Annotated in this window: 18 protein-coding genes and 1 tRNA gene; 9 read left to right on the top strand and 10 right to left on the bottom strand. The window is 66.6% G+C overall.

What is annotated here, in order from left to right:
* The first annotated feature begins 151 nt into the window (after positions 1-151).
* The 6 genes from ACMGDM_RS08500 to ACMGDM_RS08475 all read left to right on the top strand — a co-directional run bounded on the left by ACMGDM_RS08500 (position 152) and on the right by ACMGDM_RS08475 (position 3179).
* Positions 152-385, top strand: a complete 234-nt coding sequence (locus tag ACMGDM_RS08500; protein WP_436803706.1) for a hypothetical protein — start codon at positions 152-154, stop codon at positions 383-385.
* Between the two features lie 56 nt (positions 386-441).
* Positions 442-969: a hypothetical protein gene (locus tag ACMGDM_RS08495; RefSeq protein WP_436803705.1), complete on the top strand. Its 528-nt coding sequence runs from the start codon at positions 442-444 to the stop codon at positions 967-969.
* Complete coding sequence (locus ACMGDM_RS08490; protein WP_436803704.1) at positions 956-1351, top strand: phage holin family protein; 396 nt, start codon at positions 956-958, stop codon at positions 1349-1351. Before ACMGDM_RS08495 ends, ACMGDM_RS08490 begins: the two co-directional genes overlap by 14 nt.
* The gene (locus ACMGDM_RS08485) at positions 1351-2343 is read left to right on the top strand and encodes a DUF3618 domain-containing protein (RefSeq protein ID WP_436803703.1); all 993 of its coding nucleotides are present in this window, start codon (positions 1351-1353) and stop codon (positions 2341-2343) included. The genes ACMGDM_RS08490 and ACMGDM_RS08485 overlap by 1 nt, the downstream gene beginning before the upstream one ends.
* 40 nt (positions 2344-2383) lie before the next feature.
* On the top strand, positions 2384-2596 hold the full coding sequence (locus ACMGDM_RS08480) for a hypothetical protein (RefSeq protein WP_436803702.1): 213 nt from the start codon (positions 2384-2386) through the stop codon (positions 2594-2596).
* 295 nt (positions 2597-2891) lie between these two features.
* Positions 2892-3179, top strand: coding sequence for a hypothetical protein (locus ACMGDM_RS08475; RefSeq protein ID WP_436803701.1), 288 nt, complete (start codon positions 2892-2894; stop codon positions 3177-3179).
* Between the two features lie 172 nt (positions 3180-3351).
* On the opposite strand, the gene ACMGDM_RS08470 is transcribed toward ACMGDM_RS08475, so the two are convergent.
* Positions 3352-3996, bottom strand: coding sequence for a TetR/AcrR family transcriptional regulator (locus ACMGDM_RS08470; RefSeq protein ID WP_436803700.1), 645 nt, complete (start codon positions 3994-3996; stop codon positions 3352-3354).
* An 80-nt stretch (positions 3997-4076) separates the two neighbouring features.
* Here ACMGDM_RS08470 and ACMGDM_RS08465 point away from each other — a divergent pair, with 80 nt between their 5' ends.
* The 3 genes from ACMGDM_RS08465 to ACMGDM_RS08455 all read left to right on the top strand — a co-directional run bounded on the left by ACMGDM_RS08465 (position 4077) and on the right by ACMGDM_RS08455 (position 6584).
* Positions 4077-4817, top strand: a complete 741-nt coding sequence (locus ACMGDM_RS08465; RefSeq protein ID WP_436803699.1) for an SDR family NAD(P)-dependent oxidoreductase — start codon at positions 4077-4079, stop codon at positions 4815-4817.
* Between the two features lie 357 nt (positions 4818-5174).
* Positions 5175-5927 carry a ZIP family metal transporter gene (locus ACMGDM_RS08460; protein ID WP_436803698.1) on the top strand — a complete coding sequence of 251 codons (753 nt, stop codon included), beginning with the start codon at positions 5175-5177 and terminating at the stop codon, positions 5925-5927.
* Positions 5928-6212: 285 nt separating this feature from the next.
* Positions 6213-6584 carry an Mth938-like domain-containing protein gene (locus tag ACMGDM_RS08455; RefSeq protein WP_436803697.1) on the top strand — a complete coding sequence of 124 codons (372 nt, stop codon included), beginning with the start codon at positions 6213-6215 and terminating at the stop codon, positions 6582-6584.
* Between the two features lie 104 nt (positions 6585-6688).
* Here ACMGDM_RS08455 and ACMGDM_RS08450 read toward each other — a convergent pair whose 3' ends face one another.
* The 9 genes from ACMGDM_RS08450 to ACMGDM_RS08410 form a co-directional block, all read right to left on the bottom strand.
* Positions 6689-7975: an acyltransferase family protein gene (locus tag ACMGDM_RS08450; RefSeq protein ID WP_436803696.1), complete on the bottom strand. Its 1287-nt coding sequence runs from the start codon at positions 7973-7975 to the stop codon at positions 6689-6691.
* Between the two features lie 337 nt (positions 7976-8312).
* Positions 8313-8403, bottom strand: a tRNA-Ser gene (locus tag ACMGDM_RS08445).
* 70 nt (positions 8404-8473) lie between these two features.
* Positions 8474-9064, bottom strand: a complete 591-nt coding sequence (locus ACMGDM_RS08440; protein ID WP_436803695.1) for an ABC-type transport auxiliary lipoprotein family protein — start codon at positions 9062-9064, stop codon at positions 8474-8476.
* 11 nt (positions 9065-9075) lie between these two features.
* Positions 9076-10038, bottom strand: coding sequence for an MlaD family protein (locus tag ACMGDM_RS08435; protein WP_436803694.1), 963 nt, complete (start codon positions 10036-10038; stop codon positions 9076-9078).
* Positions 10038-10967, bottom strand: coding sequence for an ABC transporter ATP-binding protein (locus tag ACMGDM_RS08430; RefSeq protein WP_436803693.1), 930 nt, complete (start codon positions 10965-10967; stop codon positions 10038-10040). The genes ACMGDM_RS08435 and ACMGDM_RS08430 overlap by 1 nt, the downstream gene beginning before the upstream one ends.
* Entirely contained in the window at positions 10967-12076 is a 1110-nt protein-coding gene (locus ACMGDM_RS08425) for an ABC transporter permease (RefSeq protein WP_436803692.1), read from the bottom strand. Before ACMGDM_RS08425 ends, ACMGDM_RS08430 begins: the two co-directional genes overlap by 1 nt.
* A gap of 204 nt (positions 12077-12280) precedes the next feature.
* Positions 12281-13534, bottom strand: a complete 1254-nt coding sequence (locus tag ACMGDM_RS08420) for a DUF445 domain-containing protein (protein ID WP_436803691.1) — start codon at positions 13532-13534, stop codon at positions 12281-12283.
* A 257-nt stretch (positions 13535-13791) separates the two neighbouring features.
* Complete coding sequence (locus ACMGDM_RS08415) at positions 13792-17001, bottom strand: efflux RND transporter permease subunit (protein ID WP_436803690.1); 3210 nt, start codon at positions 16999-17001, stop codon at positions 13792-13794.
* Between the two features lie 15 nt (positions 17002-17016).
* Positions 17017-18186, bottom strand: coding sequence for an efflux RND transporter periplasmic adaptor subunit (locus ACMGDM_RS08410; RefSeq protein ID WP_436803689.1), 1170 nt, complete (start codon positions 18184-18186; stop codon positions 17017-17019).
* Positions 18187-18336 lie beyond the last annotated feature (150 nt).

The following is an 18336-nucleotide window of genomic DNA, read 5'->3' as shown; positions in this document are numbered from 1 at the left end:
TCCTGCCACGTGTCACCATCTCACGAGAGCTGATATGAGAAGAGGTATCCTCGCTGTCGCGCTGCTTGGCAGCTTGCTCGTGGCAGCATGTGATGGCCCGCGCGAACAGGCAGGCGAGAGAGCGGACGCCGCAGCGAACCGGTCCGGCGGCGTGTTTGACGATGGTCCCGCAGAGCGGCTGGGCGAAATCCAGGATCGCACCGCGCGCGACCAGGCCAAGGCGATCGAGGCGCAAGCCGACGCAGCAGAAGATCAAGCCGACGCCGTCATGGCGACCGCGGACGAGCGCGCTGCTGCGCTCGAGCAGCAGGCCAAGAAGATGCGCCGTGACGCCAAGCAGCAGGCAGAACGCCTCGATGCACAGGCAGACGCGCTGCGCAAGTAACCCCTCAACCCACGTCGCCGCTGAGTGCGGCGGCCGCGGCCATCGGAGTGTGAATCATGACTGACACGAACTTGGGGCAGCAGCGCAATGAGAGCGCTTTTTCTGTCGGAACGGCATCGGTCGCCGGCGGGATTGAAGCGTCGCCGGCGCTCGGTTCGATGCCTGAGCCGGCGGCCTCTTCGGCAAGTGCCGCCGGCGCGGCGGAAAGCGTCGCGAGCAAGGTGAAGAACCGGCTCGCGGGTGCAGCCGCTGCGCAAAAGGGCGGAGTGGCCGACCGGCTTGAGGAGCTGGCAGAAAGCCTCGGCAAAAGCAGCGAGCAGTTCGCTGGCAAGCAGGATTGGATCGCCAGTGCCATTGCGCGCGGGGGCACCGAGCTGGGCGCCTTGGCGTCCTCCCTGCGGGAGTCCGACCTTCGTGACCTTGCCCGCCAGCTACAGGGTTTCGCCCAGCGCCGACCCACCATGTTCATCGGCTCAGCCCTGATCGGCGGGTTTGCGCTGGCACGCTTCGGCAAAATAGTGGCCGCGGATGTGAGCCGTGCTGACCTTCCGTCGCTGCCGGAGGTGGGTCATGGCGGCCACTGACCCTCGAGCAGACCACAGCATCGGCGACATCGCGACCGGTCTCGCGGGGGATCTGCAGGATCTCGTCCGCGGCGAGCTGGCGTTGGCCCGCGCCGAGTTTGACCAGAAGCTTCACGGGCTCGTGACAGCCGCGATCGCGGTCGTCGGGGGAGCTCTGGTCGCGTTCGCGGGTCTTGTCGTTTTGCTCGAGGGCGGAGCGGCATTGCTGGCGAACTGGATGCCTACATGGGCAGCGTTGCTGATCGTCGGCGTCGTGATCGTGCTGGTCGGCGCGCTCATCGCACGAAGCGCGCTGGCCAAGCTATCGCTCCAGAACCTCAAGCCTGACCGTACCGTCGCGAGCGTTCGCGCGGATGCCCGCATCGTCAAGGAGCATATCTGATGAACGCTGAGCTGTCCGACACCGACCAGATCGAGCAGGATCTGGCACAGACCCGCAAGCGGCTGGACCAGAGGCTCGACGCGTTGCAGGGCAAGATGGCGCCTGCCCAGATCGTCAATGACACGTTTGCCCATCTGGGCGGCGACGACGGGGCTGCCTTCACCGGGCGGCTGATCGACAAGGCCAAAGCGAACCCGCTGGCGGTCGGCCTGGTTGGTCTTGGTTTCGTGTGGTTGTTGGCAACCAGGGAGCCGAACGGAACGGCCCACGGCATCGAAGCCGACGAGCTTTCCATGCGGCTGCGCTCTGCCGAGAGCCGGGTGGTCCGCGCACACGATGAGCATGAGGATGCGTATCGCGAACGCCTTGACGCAGTTCGCGGTTCGGTTCTCGGCATCGAGCGCCATCAAGACGAGCCAGCTGGCTCTTACGCAGACCGGATCAAGAGCGCTGTCAGGTCGGCGCGGCATGGGCTGAGCGACGTCTCACAACATGCGGGCGCGAGTGTCGCGCATGCCTATTCCAGCATCACTGGTCAGCTTGGCCGCCACGCCCACAACCTCCAACAAGGATCCGGCAACATGGCCCAGAACACACAAGCAAACATTTCGTCGCTGACGTCGAACCCCATCGCACTAGGTGGATTGGCCGCGGTGGCCGGTCTGATCGTCGGCTCGCTTCTTCCCACGAGCGAGACGGAAGAGAGAGCCTTTGGCGCAACCGCTGGTAAGCTAAAAGCGGCAGCCAGTGACGCGGCGCAGGAACTGGCCGACAAGGGCGGTCAGGTCGTCAACCAGGCATTGGATACGGCTCGCGACAGCGCCGCCCGCGAAGGCCTCACGGCGGATCGCCCGATCGGAGAAGCCGTGGCCGCGCTGAAGAGCGGTGAGCTGGCCGAAAGCGTCAGGCACGTCGCCGCTGACGTGCTGGAGACCGGCAAGGCAGCAGCCGGTGACGCCGAGCAGACGCGGTCGCGTCCCGAGCAGGGTTGACTACCCTCGCTCGACCACACTTATAAAGTCACGATCGGACGTGGACATGCAACCTTCGAGCGGCAGCGAGCGGCCCGGTCTGATGGGAAAGTGCCTTTACGGCCTGATCGCGGTTTTGCTGATCGTGACGATTGCTTTCGCCATCGAAGCAATGCGGCGCGAGCCGGAACCAGTCCGCGGCAGCACGGCTCTGCCGGGACAGGTCGCGGATGGTCTCGGACAAGCACCCGCAGCAGTCCGAACGCCACGATGACCAATCAAGGACACGTGCCTCACAAGTCGAGTTCGAGCGATGGTCGTTTGGAACGAACGTCGGTCCGTATCATGGGGTCACGCGGATGCTGGTGACTGATCGCCCCAGCGCGATGAATTATGCGACGGGCCGAAGGAGGTTCTTCGTCCGCGCGGACGTCGGCATCGCGTTTACGGCACCTTGCCGTAGTCAGAACGGGCTTCAAGCCAGTCATTTTGCACCATTCCGGGACTGGAACAAGCCACCCCGAGCCGGGTTTTGAGTGTCGTAAAGCAGGGAATTGAGGAGAGGGAACATGGTTGATTATCGAGCCTCTGATGATCGCGTGGTCGTGCGCCGCGGTGGTGCTGGTCGGACGTTAGCCGTCATCGCCGGCGTGATCCTGCTTGTGGTTCTCCTCCTATTCGCGACAGGCTTCTGGAGCGCTGACGTGAAAGGCGGCAAGCTTCCCAAGGTCGATGTCAGCACAAAGGCCGGCGCTCTTCCCAAGGTCGACCTCGATAGCAAGGAGGTCGTGGTCGGCACCAAGAAGACCGAGGTTGATGTGCCTGTCGTCGGCGTGAAAGATAACGGCGAGAAGTAAGTATCCGCAGCAATCCTAGAAATGGATTGGGTGCACGTATCAAAGGGGGTAGCTTGGCTGACGCGCCAGGCTTCCCCTTTCTACGTCATGCGTGCCCAGCATGAATGCTCGCAGACGGTACGAACAGCCTCGCGCAAGCGCCTTTTCGAAGCATGCCGCGGATGTGAGAGCGCTATCCGAGCGGTCGCTCACGCATCTGGGCGTCCCACCCCAGCATGGCTGTATTGACGACAGCGGTTAGCTCGTCGAGCCCTGCTCCGTCGCGCGCGATGAGCGACAGGCCATTTTGCACGGTCTGCACAAAGCGAGCTAGGCCATGGGTATCCACCAATCGGTCGATCTCCCCCGCCGCCTTCGCCTGTTCGATGCGCTCTTTGATCCGCGTGAGAGTGATATTGCGCGCGGAGGCGACGAGCGCGCCCAGCTCCTCATTCCCTTCGGCTCCGACTGCGGACAAGGTAACCATGCAACCGTTTGCGGCCTTGATGAGCCCTGCCGCCGTGTCCCGGAGGAAAGCCTCGACTGCCTCGCGCGCCGTTTCCGCCCCGAAGAAGCGATCCCATGCCGTCGCTTCGTGCATGCGGCCATAATGTTCCAGCGCTTCGGCGTAGAGCGCCTCTTTCGAACCAAACGCTGCATAGAGGCTGGGCGAGCCGATCCCCATCGCCGCCGTCAGATCTGAGATCGAGGTCGCGGAATAGCCTTTGCGCCAGAACAGATGCATCGCAGCAGCCAGTGCCTTCTCGCGATCGAACGCGCGCGGACGGCCACGGCGCACCGCTTCGATCCTCGCATCGTTCTCGGCCACATTCTGCATCGATCGATATATAATCCATTGACGAGTGCCTGCAAAGCGCACACCTATTCTGTGTCGAACGATATAGAAAGGACTCGATTGTGCAGGAACTGTCTGGCAAGCGGGCGCTCGTCACAGGCGGCTCGCGAGGCATCGGCGCGGCCATCGCGATCGCGTTGGCCGACAAGGGTGCGGATGTGGCGATCACCTATGAGCGATCGGCGGAGCGAGCCGCCGCGGTGATAGCGAACATCGAGAAGCAAGGCCGCAAGGCCGTCGCGATCCAGGCTGACAGTGCCGACCCGGCGGCAATCCAGCGTTCGGTCGATGAAGCCGCGAACATGCTGGGTGGCTTAGACATCCTCGTCAACAATGCCGCAATCGCACGTTACAATAGAATCGCCGATTTCATCGTCGAGGACCTAGACGCTCTCCTCGCGGTCAACGTCCGGGGGCCGGTGCTCGCTACCAAGGCGGCGATCCCGCATCTTCAGGCAGGGGCTCGCATCATCAATATCGGTTCGGCCGGCGCGGACCGGATCGTGGGCGCCACTGGCACCGTCTATTACATGACCAAGTCGGCACTCCAATCTTTCACGCGCGGCCTGGCGCAGGAGCTGGGTTCGCGCGACATCACCGTGAACCTCGTTCAGCCGGGATCGACGAACACGGAGATGAACCCCGAGGACGGTGACTTCGCCGATTTCCAGCGAAGCCTCATTCCACTTGGCCGCTTCGGTCAGCCGGAGGATGTCGCCGCAGCGGTCGCCTTTCTCGGGACGCCCGCAGCCCGGCAGATCACCGGCACAATCCTGAACATAGACGGCGGGGCGCTCACCTGAGGGCGAACTGGGCGGCGCGGCGCTTGCGCCTCCGAACACCGGATGCTTCTATGTAGGCAGAGCGATCAGTTCGCCCCTTTTCTCTACCACGCGACCAGCAGGGCGGCGGAGCCGTTCGGCAGGCCACGGATACACTCGATCAGCGGGTTAGCGAAGCGTGCTATGCTCTGCCCTGGGCGCTGCTACCGCCGTAGCGAACGAACACACGTCCGGCGGATTGGCAAAGGGCAACGGCTATGCTCCACCCATGGCCCGGATGCGTAAGACGCTCCAGATCAGGAACTTACTACACGCGGAGCGATCCATTGATCGCGTCGTTCGTTTTCCGTCATTCTCTGCGAGCGGGCGAGTGCCGGTATGTGGGAAGCCTTCTTCTGGGGTCTGGTCGGCGGTTCCGCGCTCGTCCTTGGCGCTGCGGTCGCGTATGTCGCCTCGCTGCCACAGCGCCTGATCGCGTCGATCATGGCGATCGGCTCTGGCGTGCTGATCTCCGCTGTCGCGTTCGACCTTATGGATGAAGCCTTCAAGCGCGGCGGCTTCGACTCGACGGCCGCTGGCTTTCTCGGCGGAGCGATCGTCTACACCGCCGCGAACATCATGGTCTCGCGGCGTGGCGCGCGGCATCGCAAACGCTCAGGCTCCAACCCGAACGAGCGCCAGCCCGACGCGCAGAGCAATTCCGGCGCTGCCATCGCCATCGGTGCGCTGCTCGACGGCATCCCTGAGTCGGTGGTGATCGGTGTGAGCTTGCTTGGCGGCAGCGGCGTCAGCGCGGTTACGGTCGGCGCGGTGTTCCTGTCGAACGTGCCCGAGGGCCTATCCAGCGCGGCGGGCATGAAGGCCTCGGGCCGTGGTGCGGCATATATTTTCGGCGTGTGGGGCGGGATCGCCATCGCCTCAGCTATTGCGGCGCTGGTCGGCAACGTCGCCCTCGCCGGCAGTAGCCCGGATATCATCGCTGCCGTGACGGCCGTCGCCGCGGGAGCGATCCTGGCGATGCTTGTCGACACGATGATCCCCGAGGCCACCGAGGCGACGCACGACTATTCGGGGCTGATCGCGGTGATCGGCTTCCTCGCCGCGTTCGTATTGTCAAAAAGCGGCGGCTAGCGAGGCCATCAAGCGCCCTCGCGCCGTTACGCAGGGGCAGGTCCGGCGGTGCAGCAACACATGCTGGCCCGCTGAGCAGACGATCGTCGCTGAAGCCGGCCTTACCGGCGGATACAATCGGCCGCAGACAGGGAGAGCGGATCTGTGTCTCTCGAGTTCGGCGCGCACGCTGCCAAAGGTCGCTCGTGAGTGGCCAGCACCGAATGCTCGACATGGTTCTCGCGGCGGTGTTTGCTACAAGCGGCAAGGTGGGCGTGCGTTGCATTAAAACCGAGGAGCGTTGACATGCCCGTCAGACCATCCCCGAGGATCAACCATCTGTCCTGGGGGGCAATTGAGGCGGAAGGACTTCCCCGCGCGCGCGACCTCAAGCTCTATCCTGGTGGCGGACGCGAGTGGGACTGGCGCGAGACCGGGACGCGACATGAGCCGGGTATCCAGCCCGCCGACGTGCAGGAGCTCATCGACAACGGCAGCGAGGTTGTGGTCCTCAGCAGAGGCATGCACCTGCGGCTGAAGACAGCACCCGAGACGCTCGCCATGCTCGCACGCGCGGCTATCGCCGTGCACGTCCTGGAGACGAGCGCCGCCGTCGATCTGTACAACACGCTCGCGCTCGATAGCGCGGTCGGCGCACTCCTGCACTCGACCTGCTGAATCGGCGGCCGCAGCGCTACGCCGCGCGCGCACTCGCTTCGGACGGCAGTAGCTCATCGCCCACGCGGCCTCCACGCCGCGCCCGAAAGAAGCTTCAGCGAGGATCACACCTTGAGAATAATCCCTCGGCGGTCGAGCGCGCGCGCGAACAGGCAGCAGACCAGCGTATAGGCCAGGGCGCACAGCAACGATCCCAGCGGCCCCGGCGCCAGCCGCTGGAACAGCGCTACCCCGATCCAATGGTACAGCCCCATGCCAGGACGCACTCGGATCAGCTCGAGCGTCACCACCAGCAGCTCGGAGAAAAGGTAGAGCGCGAGCGGGTTGCGGCCGAGCATCTGGAGGAAGCCGCGCCCAAGCCGCGCGCCGCGCAGCTCGATCAGCCCGATCATCGTGGCGAGCAGCACGAGGTCGAGCCCTACGGTGAGCGACACGAACGAGCCCGACCACAGCTTCTTCGACACCGGCAGCAGCGGCGCGAGCAGCAGAGTGAGCAGACTCAGCGCGACGCCAACGCCCGCGAGTCGCGCCACAGTAACGCGGTGCTTGCCCCAGCGCTGCACTGCCCATCCCGTGAGATAGCCCGCGATCACGTTAGCAGTCGCGGGCAGCGTTCCCAGCAGGCCCTCGGGGTCGAAGCCGTGATCGTGCCGGTATAGATGGTCCGGCCCGATCAGCCACAGGTCGAGCAGAGTGCCGGCATTGTGGAAGCGGCTGAAGGCCTCGCCCGCCGGGCTGAAGCCGAGCAGGATCGCCCAATGCGCGGCCACCAGCGCGACCGCGGCGAGCGCGAGCCTCATCGGCGTGAGATAGCGCGCGAGGAGGCTGGCGAGCAGGTAGCAGAGCGCGATGCGCTGCAGCACGCCGGTCAGCCGCGTCTCCGCGAACGGCTTGACCGCCCAGCCGCTGTCCCCATGGGCGACGAAGGGGTACCAGTACAACAGCACGCCGAGCAGGAAGATCAGCGCCGCGCGGCGCACCACGCGGCGCAGGAAGACGCGGTCGCTCATCGGCCGTGTCAGCGCGAAGCTCATCGCGTTGCCGACCGCGAACAGGAACGAGGGATAGATCAGGTCGGCGAGCGTGAAGCCGATCCAGGGCGCGTGCTCCAGCTGCGTGTAGGGCGTGCCCCCGGCGGTATTGACGACGATCATCAGGAAGATCGTCGCACCGCGAAACATGTCGAGCGAGACAAAGCGCTCGGTGTGCTCAACGCGCGCGGGTCTGGTCATCGCTCCACCTCCGTCATCTACGCGCGCATCGCCGAGCGCGTCCGCCCGCGCCGCCGCGGTATAGCGGCGGTGAGCGGCGGCCCACACCTTCTCCCACGTCGTGAGCCGCCGCACCACGTCGGACGAGGTCACGCACAGCCGCGCGAACCGCCACGACATTCAAACCACAGCAGTTCACGATCACATGCAAGTCGAAGGCAAATTTCACGCGTAAGGTAGCCTATGAAGACGACATGCACATAGCCACGAACGAGATCACAACCTCGGGCTGGTTAGATCAGCGGATTTTCTATCGCCACTGTGACCTGAGTAACGAGGACGCGACCGGAGAGAGAGCGCACCTGGGGTGCGACGGATTGTCGAAATCAGTGGGTCGGCATAGCGGCTCAGCGTTCGCAACGGTTCAGTGCTGATCGCCTGCATCCCACAACAAAGTGGGAACAATAGATCCTGTTGAGCAACAAACCCGGGTTTCTGCCGTCTTCAGCAGCACGGTTGGCGGAGCGGGAGGGATTCGAACCCTCGATACGCTTTTGGCGTATACTCACTTTCCAGGCGAGCGCCTTCGACCACTCGGCCACCGCTCCGCATACCCGGACCTTCGCTCGCCTAGTGGCTCTCACGTCGCGGCGCAAGCCGCGACGCGCCACCGTTCGCTCAGCGTTGCGTTGCGACCCAGTCGGCAACCTGCTGCGCGACCTGATTGGCCGCCTGGCTCAACCCTGCCCCGGCCGACGGCGCGTCGATCGCGGCGACGGGCACGCGCGCCTCGAAGCGGCGCTTCTCCACGTTGGTCTGGCCCGACGGCGTCAGTGCGGCGTCGTAGATCACCACCGCCTGCCGCTGCGCCGCATCGACGCCGAACCAGCGCAGCTCGCCCGCCAGATTGGCGCTGGGATCGCTGAACGACTGTGCGGGCGAGAGCACCACCATGTTGGCGCGCGCGGTCACCGTGTCCGCGAGCAGGCGCGCGAACAGCCGCGCCGGCGGCTCGGCCCATTGCGCCTCCTTGACGTAGGCGATCGTGGTGTCGCTTTCCTGTACCGGCACGCGCGTCGTCGCGATCGCGCTCGGCACCGCGGGCACCTGCACCACGATCGAGCGCGCGTTTGCAGAATTCTGCGCCACGCCCGGCTGCGGCTGCGATTGCGCCGCGATCGTCAGCAGCGAGGGCGGCGGCTCCGCGCCGAACCGCACGCAGCCCGCCAGCAGCACCGGCACCGCCGCGACGAGGAGCTTGTTGGCCAAGGACCGCACGATCATTTCCCCTTGTAGTCCGGCAGCTTCTGTTGCCCGATCAGGGAGCCGGCGCCGCCCTGCTCGACCCGTTCGGAGATCGCCGAGAGCGACGAGGTGGTGACGCGCAGGTCGCGCACCAGCTGGTTGATCTGCGGGATCGTCTGCTTGCTGAAGGTGGTCAGGCCCGGCCGCGCGTCGCCGATCGCGGCGTTGAGCGTGTCCGCGCTCGCCTGCGCCGACGTGATCGCCTTGTTGAGGTTCGCCATCGCCGGCTGCACGTCATTGGCGAGCACGCCGTTGGTGGTCTGCGCCAGCTGGCCGATCTGCTGCGCGGCATTGCCCGCCTGCGCGATCGCGACGCGGGTCTGCGCCAGCGTCGCCGCGATCTCGGGACCGCGATCGGCCAGCGCGTCGGTCAGCCGGTTGGTGTTGTCGAGGATACCGGCGATCGAGGCCTGGTTGCGGTCGCTCAGCATGCCCGTCAGCCGCTCGGTGAGCGTCGACAGCCGCTCCAGCAGCTGCGGCGCCGAGTTGAGGATGGCGCCGATGCCGCCGGTCTTGGTCGGGATCACCGGCTTGCCGAGCGGGCAGACGTTGCCCGCGTCATTCTCCGGGCAGGTGATCGGCGGAGCACCCTTGATCGCACCGTCCAGGCTGACCGTGCTGGTGCCGGTGAAGCTGCCCTGGATCGTCGCAGTGGTGCCGCGCAGGATCGGCGTCTCGCCGTTGACGCTGATGCGGACGCGAACGAACTGCGGGTCGGGCTGCCACAGCGAGATCGACTTCACCTGTCCCGAGGGCACGCCCGAGAAGGTGACCGACGATCCCTTGGCGAGACCATCGACCGCCTGACGGAAGAAGATGTCGTACTCGCGCTCTTCGTGACCGCCGATCCGCGCGATCCACACCGTGAAGATGGCCACCATCGCCAGCAGGATCAGCACGACGGCGCCGACGAGGACGTGATTCGATCGCGTTTCCATCACTCTGCCCCTGCGGCCCCGCGGGCCCTGTTGTCGGCGAGACCGCCCTGGCTGTGCTGCCCGGTGACGCGCTCCTTCACCTCGGTCGGGTGCGCGCGCGCGTCCGCGTCGGCTGCGTCGACACGCTCCGCCGCGGCTTTCTGCGACGCCACCGCGGCACGCCCGCGCGGCCCGTTGAAATATTCCTGAATCCAGGGGTGATCGAGCGCGAGCAGCTCGTCGATCGTGCCCACTGCGATCACCTTCTTGTCCGCCAGCACGGCGACGCGGTCGCAGATCGCGTACAGCGTATCGAGGTCGTGCGTGATCAGGAACACGGTCAGTCCCAGCGTCTTCTGTAGCGCGCGGGTGAGCTCGTCGAACGCCGCGGCACCGATCGGATCGAGCCCCGCGGTGGGCTCGTCGAGGAACAACAGCTCGGGATCGAGCGCGAGCGCGCGCGCGAGGCCTGCCCGCTTCTTCATGCCGCCCGACAGCTCGGCCGGGTATTTCGGCCCGGCGTCGGCAGGCAACCCGGTCATCACCACCTTGTACGAGGCGATCTCATCGAGCAGGGCGAGGTCGAGCCCGGGATAGAATTCACGCAGCGGCACCTGGACGTTCTCGGCCACCGTCAGCGTCGAGAACAGCGCGCCGCCCTGGAACAGCACGCCCCAGCGTTTGCGGATCTCCACCGTCTCATGCTCGGAGCGGCCGAGCGTCGGCTCGCCGAATACTTCGACCTCACCATGGTCAGGTGACTGCAGCCCGATGATCGAGCGCATCAGCACCGACTTGCCCGTGCCCGAGCCGCCGACGACGCCGAGGATCTCGCCGCGGCGCACCTCGAGGTCGAGGTTGTCGTGGATCACCGCATCGCCGAAGCTGTTGCGCAGGCCCTTGACCCGGATGATCGGCTCGTCGCGCCGCGCGGAGGAACGACGCGCCATCAGATCCAGCCGATCTGTTCGAAGAACACCGCGAAGAAGGCGTCCACCACGATCACCATGAAGATCGCCTGCACCACCGCCGAGGTGGTCTTGAGCCCCACCTGTTCGGCGTCACCCTTCACCTGCATCCCCTGGAAGCAGCCCGCGACCGCGATGATCGCGCCGAACACCGGCGCCTTGATCAGCCCGACGAACAGGTCGGTGATCGGGACCACCTCGCGGATGCGCGCGACATAGGCGACCGGCGGGATGTCGAGCGCGAACCAGCACAGCAGCCCGCCGCCGATGATCGACAGCACCGAGGCGTAGAAACCCAGCAGCGGCATCAGCACGATCGCCGCGATCGTGCGCGGCAACACCAGCGCTTCCATCGGCGAGACGCCGATCGTGCGCATCGCGTCGATTTCCTCGGTGAGCTGCATTGTGCCGAGCTGCGCCGCGAATGCGGAGCCCGAGCGACCCGCCACCATGATGGCGGTCATCAGCACGCCCAGCTCGCGCAGCGTGATGCGGCCGACGAGATTGATCGTGAACGCCTCGGCGCCGAACTGGCGGAGCTGCACCGCGCCCTGCTGCGCGATGACGATGCCAATCAGGAAGCTCATCAGCCCGATGATGCCCAGCGCGGAGACGCCGACCACCTCGAAGCGCTGCACCGTGGCGTTGAAGCGGAATCGACTGGGATGGCGGATCACACCGCCGAACGCGATCAGCGTCGCGCCGAGGAAGCCGAGCAGGCCGAGCGAGGTGCGCGCCGCGTTCGAGGTCGCCGCGCCGATCTCGCCGAGCACCCGCCGGAACGACGACCCCGATCGCGGGCGCATCTGCACCGGTTGGTCGGCGGCCTCGACCTGCTCGAACAGATGACGCGCGTCCTCGTCCAGCCCCTCGATCGCCGCGCCATGCTGGCGCGCGAAGCGGTGCACCACCCAGGCGCCGATGGTGTCGATGCGATCGACGCTGGAGAGGTCGACGGTTTTCACCGTACCCTGATACTGACCAAGCCGATCGGGCAGATTGCCCAATCGCGCCAGCGACAGATCGCCGGTGAAGCGGAGCACCGGCGCCGCGCCGTCGCGTTCCTCGCTGAAATCGGCTGCCGCGGTCATCTGTTATCCCATGCGGCAAAGCTCATAGCGCCACAAGCGTTCCGATGCGCGGTTCGTTCCGCGGGCGTATCTCTGATGCAAGTGTCAGCATCGCTCCCCCTCCCCGTCGCTCCGGCGAGGCTTGGGCGCAGCTGGAGAGCAGCCGCGGCTTTCACCAAGGGCGCGCCACCGGCCCCCATCCTGCGCCCGGGTGACGGCGGCGACTCACAGCAGCACGTCGACCGCGTGGATCAACACGCCGACCAGTCCGCCCACAAGCGTGCCGTTGACGCGGATGAACTGCAGGTCCTTGCCCACCGCATGCTCGAGCCGCAGCGTGATCGTGCGGGTGTCCCAGCCGCGCACCGTCTCCGACACCAGCCGCACGATCGCGTCGCCATAATCGGCTGCCGCGCCGACCGCGGCGCGTCGCACGAAGCGGTTGATCGTCCGACCGAGCGCGGGTTCGTCGCGCAGCGTCGCACCGAGCTGGCGAAGCGCATCGCCCAGCCCGCCGCGCAGCACCGCTTCGGGGTCGCGCGCGGCACGCAGCATCGCCGCGCGCGCCTGCTCCCACAGGCCGTTGATCCAGTCCTGCATCGCCGGATTCCCGAGTAGCTCCAGCTTGAGCGTCTCGACCCGAGCATGCATCGCCGGATCGTGCTGGAGCCGTTCGGCAAATTGCGCCAACCCGTCCTCTGCCTTCTGCCGCAGCGGGTGGTCGCGGTTGTCCGCCATCTCCGCCACCATCTTGTCGAGCCCGTCGACGATCTTGTTGGCGAGCGTCTCGTCCAGCCCGGTCCAGCGCAGGATCGAGCCGGCGCGATCATGCACCATAGCCCTGACAAGATGTTCGTTGGCGGCGAGTGCGTCCCGCGCCCACAGGATCAGATGATCGATCACCGCAAGGTGCCGTCCCTCGGCCAGCGCAGCGGCGAGCGCCCGCCCGAGCATCGGCGCGAGCCGCGCCTCGCGCACCCGCGCCACCAGCATCGCGCGCACCATGCCGCCGAGCCGCTCCTGATCGAGCGACTGAAGCACCTCCACCGCAAGCCGCGACACGCCGCGCGTCAGCCGGCTGCCCTCCCCTGGCGGGTGCGCGAGCCAGCGCCCCGCCGCACCCGCGACGTCGACGCGCCCCATGCGTCGCGCCACCACCGCAGGCACGAGGAAATACTCACGGAGAAACTGCGCGAGCTGGTCGCCGATGCGATCCTTGTTGCGCGGGATGATCGCGGTGTGCGGGATCGGCAGCGCGAGCGGATGACGGAACAGCGCGGTGACGGCGAACCAGTCGGCGAGACCGCCCACCATCGCCGCCTCGGCAAAGGCGCGCACGAAACCCCAACCGGAATGGTGCGGCTCGAGCGAACGCGAGACGAGGAAGACACCCGCCATCAGCACCAGCAGCCCGGTCGCGACCAGCCGCATCCGCACCAGGGCAGGCGGGGGTGCGGCGGATCGGGCAAGCGCTGGCATCACCGGGACAATCCGCGAGGGGAGCGAATGTTCAAGGTTGGTTGTGTTGAGAATAACGCCCGACAATCTTGCCAGGGCGATCTGACGGGCAGTCTGCCCCTTCCCTCGTACCACCCCGGCGCACGCCGGCGTTCAGGTGGTAAGGCCATGGTGCGGCCCACGAGCGTTTCCCAACTGGAAGTCGGCATCCGCCAGGGTGGGAGGCCGTGGTAAGCCGCTACCCGCCTCGGCACGCCGCCGTCCCGCCCAGCGGCCCGTCACTCCGCGGGGCTGGTGCCGTCCTCATGGAAGCCGATCCGGCCCGGCGGCGCCGGGATCGCCGGCTGCGGCGCATGCTCGATCAGCGCGCCATCGTCGCCGGGGCGATAGGTGAGCAGGCGGCGGCCGAGCCACGGCCCGACACGCCGCTCGATCCCGATCGCGAGCGAGAAGGCGGCGGGGACGATCAGCAGCGTCAGCAGCGTCGACACGGTCAGCCCGCCGATCACGACGATCCCCATCGGCGCGCGCCACGCGCCGTCACCCGACAGTGAGAGCGCGGTCGGCACCATGCCAGCTACCATCGCCACCGTGGTCATCACGATCGGCTGCGCGCGCTTGCGCCCGGCATCGGTGATTGCGGCATGAGCCGCGACACCGGCCGTCATCTCTTCGAGCGCGAAGTCGATCAACAGGATCGAGTTCTTCGCGACGATGCCGAGCAGCATCAGCAGCCCGATGAACACCGGCATGGACAGCGCGTCACCCGAGATCAGCAATGCGAGCAGGCCGCCGAGTGGGGCGAGCAGCAGCGAGCCCATGTTGACCAGAGGCGGCAGCAGCCGGCGGTACAGCAGCACCAGCACCGAGAAGACCAGGAACACGCCCGACAGCACCGCGGTGACGAAGTTCATCAGCATCTCGAGCTGCCACTTGGCCTGGCCGACATTGAGCTCTTCCACGCCGACCGGCAGCGTCTTCATCGACGGCAGCTGCTTGATCTTGGGCATGGCGACGCTGGTGGCGACCCCCGGCGCGAGATCGGCGCCGATGGTCAGCTGGCGCTGCTGGTTGATCCGCTGGATGCGGGTCGGGCCTGAGCCGAAGCCGATCTCGGCGACCAGGTTGAGCGGCACCGACCCACCGCTCTGCGTCTGCACCGGCAGGTTCTGGATCGTCGCCAGCCGCGAGCGCGAGCTCTGCTCCAGCGCGACGCGGATCGGGATCTGCCGATCGCTCAAAGAGAAGCGCGCGCTGTTCTGATCGATGTCGCCGATCGTCGCGATACGGATCGCGTTGGACAGCGCCGCCGTGGTCACCCCCAGGTTGGCGGCGAGGTCGAGCCGCGGCTTGATGATGATCTCGGGGCGGTTGAGATCGCCCGCGATCCGCGGCGCGATCAGCCCCGGCAGCTTCGCCATGTCCTGCACCACGCGATCTGCCGCCTGACGCAGCAACACCGGGTCGTCGCCGCCGAGCGTCACCGAGATGTCGCGATTGTTGTCGCCGAACCCGAATTGCGACTGGAAGTTCACGCGCGCGTCGGCGATCTTGGCGAGTTCGGGGGCGAGGCCGCGCTCGAACTCGGTCGAGGTCTTGTCGCGCTTCTCGCGCAGCTGCGCGGTCACGCGGCCCGAGCCCACCAGAGTGCGGGTATAGACGCTCTCCACCTCGGGCTGCTTGCGGATCAGATCGTAGACCTGGTCGACCACACCTTGCGTCGTCTCCAGCGTGCTGCCCGGCGGCATGGTGATCGTCACCGTGCTGCGCGGCTGGTCCGACGCGGGCTGGAACGCCATCGGGATCTGCGTGAACAACACGAGGGTGAGGACGAACGCGCCTACTCCCATCATCACCACCCACAGGCGATGATCGCGCCAGTAGCCGAGCACGCGGTGCACACCGCCCTTGGCGCGTGCGGCGGGCGCACCGGCCTCGTCGAGCGTCCAGGCGAGGACTCGCTGGTAGAAGTTCATCACCGGGCCGCCGCCATGTTCGACATGCCCGCCGGCGCGCAGGAAATAGGCCGCGATCATCGGCGTGATCAGCCGCGCCACCGCGAGGCTCATCAGCACTGCCACCACCACGGTGAGGCCGAAATTCTTGAAGAACTGCCCCGAGATGCCCGGCATCAGACCGACCGGCAGGAACACCGCGACGATCGCCATCGTCGTCGCCAGCACCGCCAGCCCGATCTCGTCGGCCGCGTCGATCGACGCCTGATAGGCCGTCTTGCCCATGCGCATATGGCGGACGATGTTCTCGATCTCGACGATCGCGTCGTCCACCAGCACGCCCGCCACCAGGCTCAAGGCGAGCATGGTCATTTCATTGAGCGTGAAGTTCATCAGCTCCATAAACCAGAAAGTCGGGATCGCGGAGAGCGGGATCGCCAGCGCCGAGATCACCGTGGCGCGCCAGTCGCGCAGGAACAGGAACACCACCACGACAGCGAGGATCGCGCCCTCGATCATCGCGTGGATCGCGGACTTATATTGCTCCAGCGGATATTTCGAACCGTCCACGCGCAGCCGGAACTTCACGCGCGGGTTGCGTTTCTCCAGCTCCTCCAGCTTCTTCTTGCCTTCACGAAAGACGGTGACGTCGGACGAGCCCTTGGCGCGCTTGAAGTCGAAGCTGATCACCGGGCGGCCATTTACCGCCGCCGCGGAGCGCTGCTCGGCATAGAGGTCGCGCACCGTGGCGACGTCGGCGAGGCGGATGGTGCGCCCGTCGCCGACGTTGATCTGCGTCTGGCCGAGGTCATAAGCGGTGCGGGCATTGCCGAGCACGCGGACCGACTGCTCCGCCCCCGCGATCTCGGCGCGGCCGCCCGGCGCGTCGAGGTTCACCTGGCGCAGCTGCTGGTTGATCTGGCTTGCGGTCAGCCCCTGCGCCGCCAGCCGCGCGGGATCGAGGATAACGCGGATCTCGCGGCTGACGCCGCCGTTGCGTTCGACCCCGCCCATGCCGGGGACCGAGAGCAGCTCCTTGGTCACGGTATTGTCGATGTACCAGCTGAGCTGCTCGATCGTCATGTCGGTGGCGATGGCGCTGTAGCTGCCGAGATCATTGTCGTTGATCTTCACGCGGCTGACCTGCGGCTCGAGGATCCCCTCGGGCAGGTTGCCACGGATCTGCGTCACCGCATCCCGCGCCTCGTTGACCGCGCGATCGACCGACTGGCCGATCGCCATCTGCACCATGGTCGTCGAATTGCCTTCGGACACGAACGACTGGATTTCGTCGACGCCTTCCAGCGTGCGCACCGCGGCCTCGATCCGCTGGGTCACCTGGGTCTCGAGCTCGCTTGGCGCGGCGCCCGGCTGAGTGATCGTGATCATCACCGCCGGAAAGTCGATGTCCGGCGAGTCGTTAATGTCCATCCGGATGAAGCTGACGATGCCCGCTACCGTCAGCATCACGAACAAGACGATCGCTGGCACCGGGTTGCGGATCGACCAGGCGGAGATGTTGCGAAAGCCCATGGACCTGATCCCGCTCTACTTGGCCGCGACGCGTGCCCGCACCGGTTTGACCTTCTGACCCGGATTGAGGAACGCGCCCGCCGACTGCACCACGCGCTCGTCACCCTTGAGACCGCTGGCGATCGCAACGCGATCCTCGGTCACCGTGCCCAGCTTCACGTCACGGCGCAGTGCGCGATTCTCTGCGTCGATGATGTACACGTAATTGCCGCGGTCGTCGCTCAGCAAAGCGGATTGCGGCAGCTCGGGCTCGCGCGCCGCACCCGCCACGATCGTGGCGGAAGCGAAGCCTCCCGGACGCAGCGCAGGATCATAGGACAGCTGTATCCGGGCGATGCCCTGGCGGGTCTGCGTGTCGATGATCGGTGCGATCTGCCACACGCGCCCCTCGAACGAGCGCGTGTCGCCCACCGGCGTCACCGTCGCGGCCGAGCCGACGCGGACGCCTCGCAGGTCGTTTTCGGCGAGCTGCGCGCGCATCTCCATCTGGCCGTCGCGCGCCATGCGGAACAGCGTGCCCGAAGCAGAGCTGACGATCTGTCCCGGCTCGACGCCGCGCGTGAGGATCAGGCCTGCGGCGGGGGCACGGATGTCGAGCCGCGCGTTGCGCGCGCGCTGCTCCGAATAGGTCGCGCCCGCCACCTTCAACCGCGCCGCGGCGGCATCGCGGGTGGCGATGCGACGCTGCACGTCCGCCTTGGAGATGAAGCCGCGGTCAACGAGGCTTTGCGCCCGCTCCAGCTCGGCCTGCGCGAGCGTGAGGTCGGAGCGCGCCACCGCGATCTGCGAGGCGAGCGACTCGGCGGTCTGCACCTGGACCGAGCGGTCGATCGTGGCGAGCACCTGGCCCTCGCGAACCCACTGGCCCGGCTCGACCAGCACCCGGCTGACCATACCGCCCTCACCCGCCACACCGACCGGCATCTCGCGCTTGGCGGCAAGCGAGCCCGTGGCACTGACGCGACGCGCCACCGACTCGGCGCCCGGCACCACCACCGTGACGGTGGGCGCCTGATCGGCCGGCGCGGCGTTGGGCGCGTCCTTGTGACGGGTGGCGAAATAGCCGACGAGCGCGGCCAGCAGGAGCGCGATACCGGCGATCAGCACCCATCGGCGCCGACGCCGCGGCGTCGCATCCTCGATCATCAGCTGCTCGCCCTGGAGCGTGCCACCCTCGTACGTCATCCATCCCCCTCCGCCGGCGTGTATTACCTGCATACATCACCGCGTACAAGTCTGGCGCTGCCTGAGCGCAACATTTTGTGCAAGCGACATCGTCGCTTGTCGCGTTCAGCTTGCGTTCCGCCGCGGACCAACACAGCGCAAGGTGTTGAA

The organism is Sphingomonas larreae (genome assembly GCF_051400595.1).
Classification (GTDB): Bacteria; Pseudomonadota; Alphaproteobacteria; order Sphingomonadales; family Sphingomonadaceae; genus Sphingomonas.
This window is presented reverse-complemented; position numbering and strand designations above follow the sequence as displayed.

Coding starts and splice junctions, on each gene's coding strand:
- ACMGDM_RS08495 (WP_436803705.1), top strand. CDS start 442: ATGACTGACACGAACTTGGGGCAGCAGCGCAATGAGAGCGCTTTTTCT.
- ACMGDM_RS08490 (WP_436803704.1), top strand. CDS start 956: ATGGCGGCCACTGACCCTCGAGCAGACCACAGCATCGGCGACATCGCG.
- ACMGDM_RS08485 (WP_436803703.1), top strand. CDS start 1,351: ATGAACGCTGAGCTGTCCGACACCGACCAGATCGAGCAGGATCTGGCA.
- ACMGDM_RS08475 (WP_436803701.1), top strand. CDS start 2,892: ATGGTTGATTATCGAGCCTCTGATGATCGCGTGGTCGTGCGCCGCGGT.
- ACMGDM_RS08470 (WP_436803700.1), bottom strand. CDS start 3,996: ATGCAGAATGTGGCCGAGAACGATGCGAGGATCGAAGCGGTGCGCCGT.
- ACMGDM_RS08460 (WP_436803698.1), top strand. CDS start 5,175: ATGTGGGAAGCCTTCTTCTGGGGTCTGGTCGGCGGTTCCGCGCTCGTC.
- ACMGDM_RS08455 (WP_436803697.1), top strand. CDS start 6,213: ATGCCCGTCAGACCATCCCCGAGGATCAACCATCTGTCCTGGGGGGCA.
- ACMGDM_RS08450 (WP_436803696.1), bottom strand. CDS start 7,975: ATGTCGTGGCGGTTCGCGCGGCTGTGCGTGACCTCGTCCGACGTGGTG.
- ACMGDM_RS08435 (WP_436803694.1), bottom strand. CDS start 10,038: ATGGAAACGCGATCGAATCACGTCCTCGTCGGCGCCGTCGTGCTGATC.
- ACMGDM_RS08430 (WP_436803693.1), bottom strand. CDS start 10,967: ATGGCGCGTCGTTCCTCCGCGCGGCGCGACGAGCCGATCATCCGGGTC.
- ACMGDM_RS08425 (WP_436803692.1), bottom strand. CDS start 12,076: ATGACCGCGGCAGCCGATTTCAGCGAGGAACGCGACGGCGCGGCGCCG.
- ACMGDM_RS08420 (WP_436803691.1), bottom strand. CDS start 13,534: ATGCCAGCGCTTGCCCGATCCGCCGCACCCCCGCCTGCCCTGGTGCGG.
- ACMGDM_RS08415 (WP_436803690.1), bottom strand. CDS start 17,001: ATGGGCTTTCGCAACATCTCCGCCTGGTCGATCCGCAACCCGGTGCCA.
- ACMGDM_RS08410 (WP_436803689.1), bottom strand. CDS start 18,186: ATGACGTACGAGGGTGGCACGCTCCAGGGCGAGCAGCTGATGATCGAG.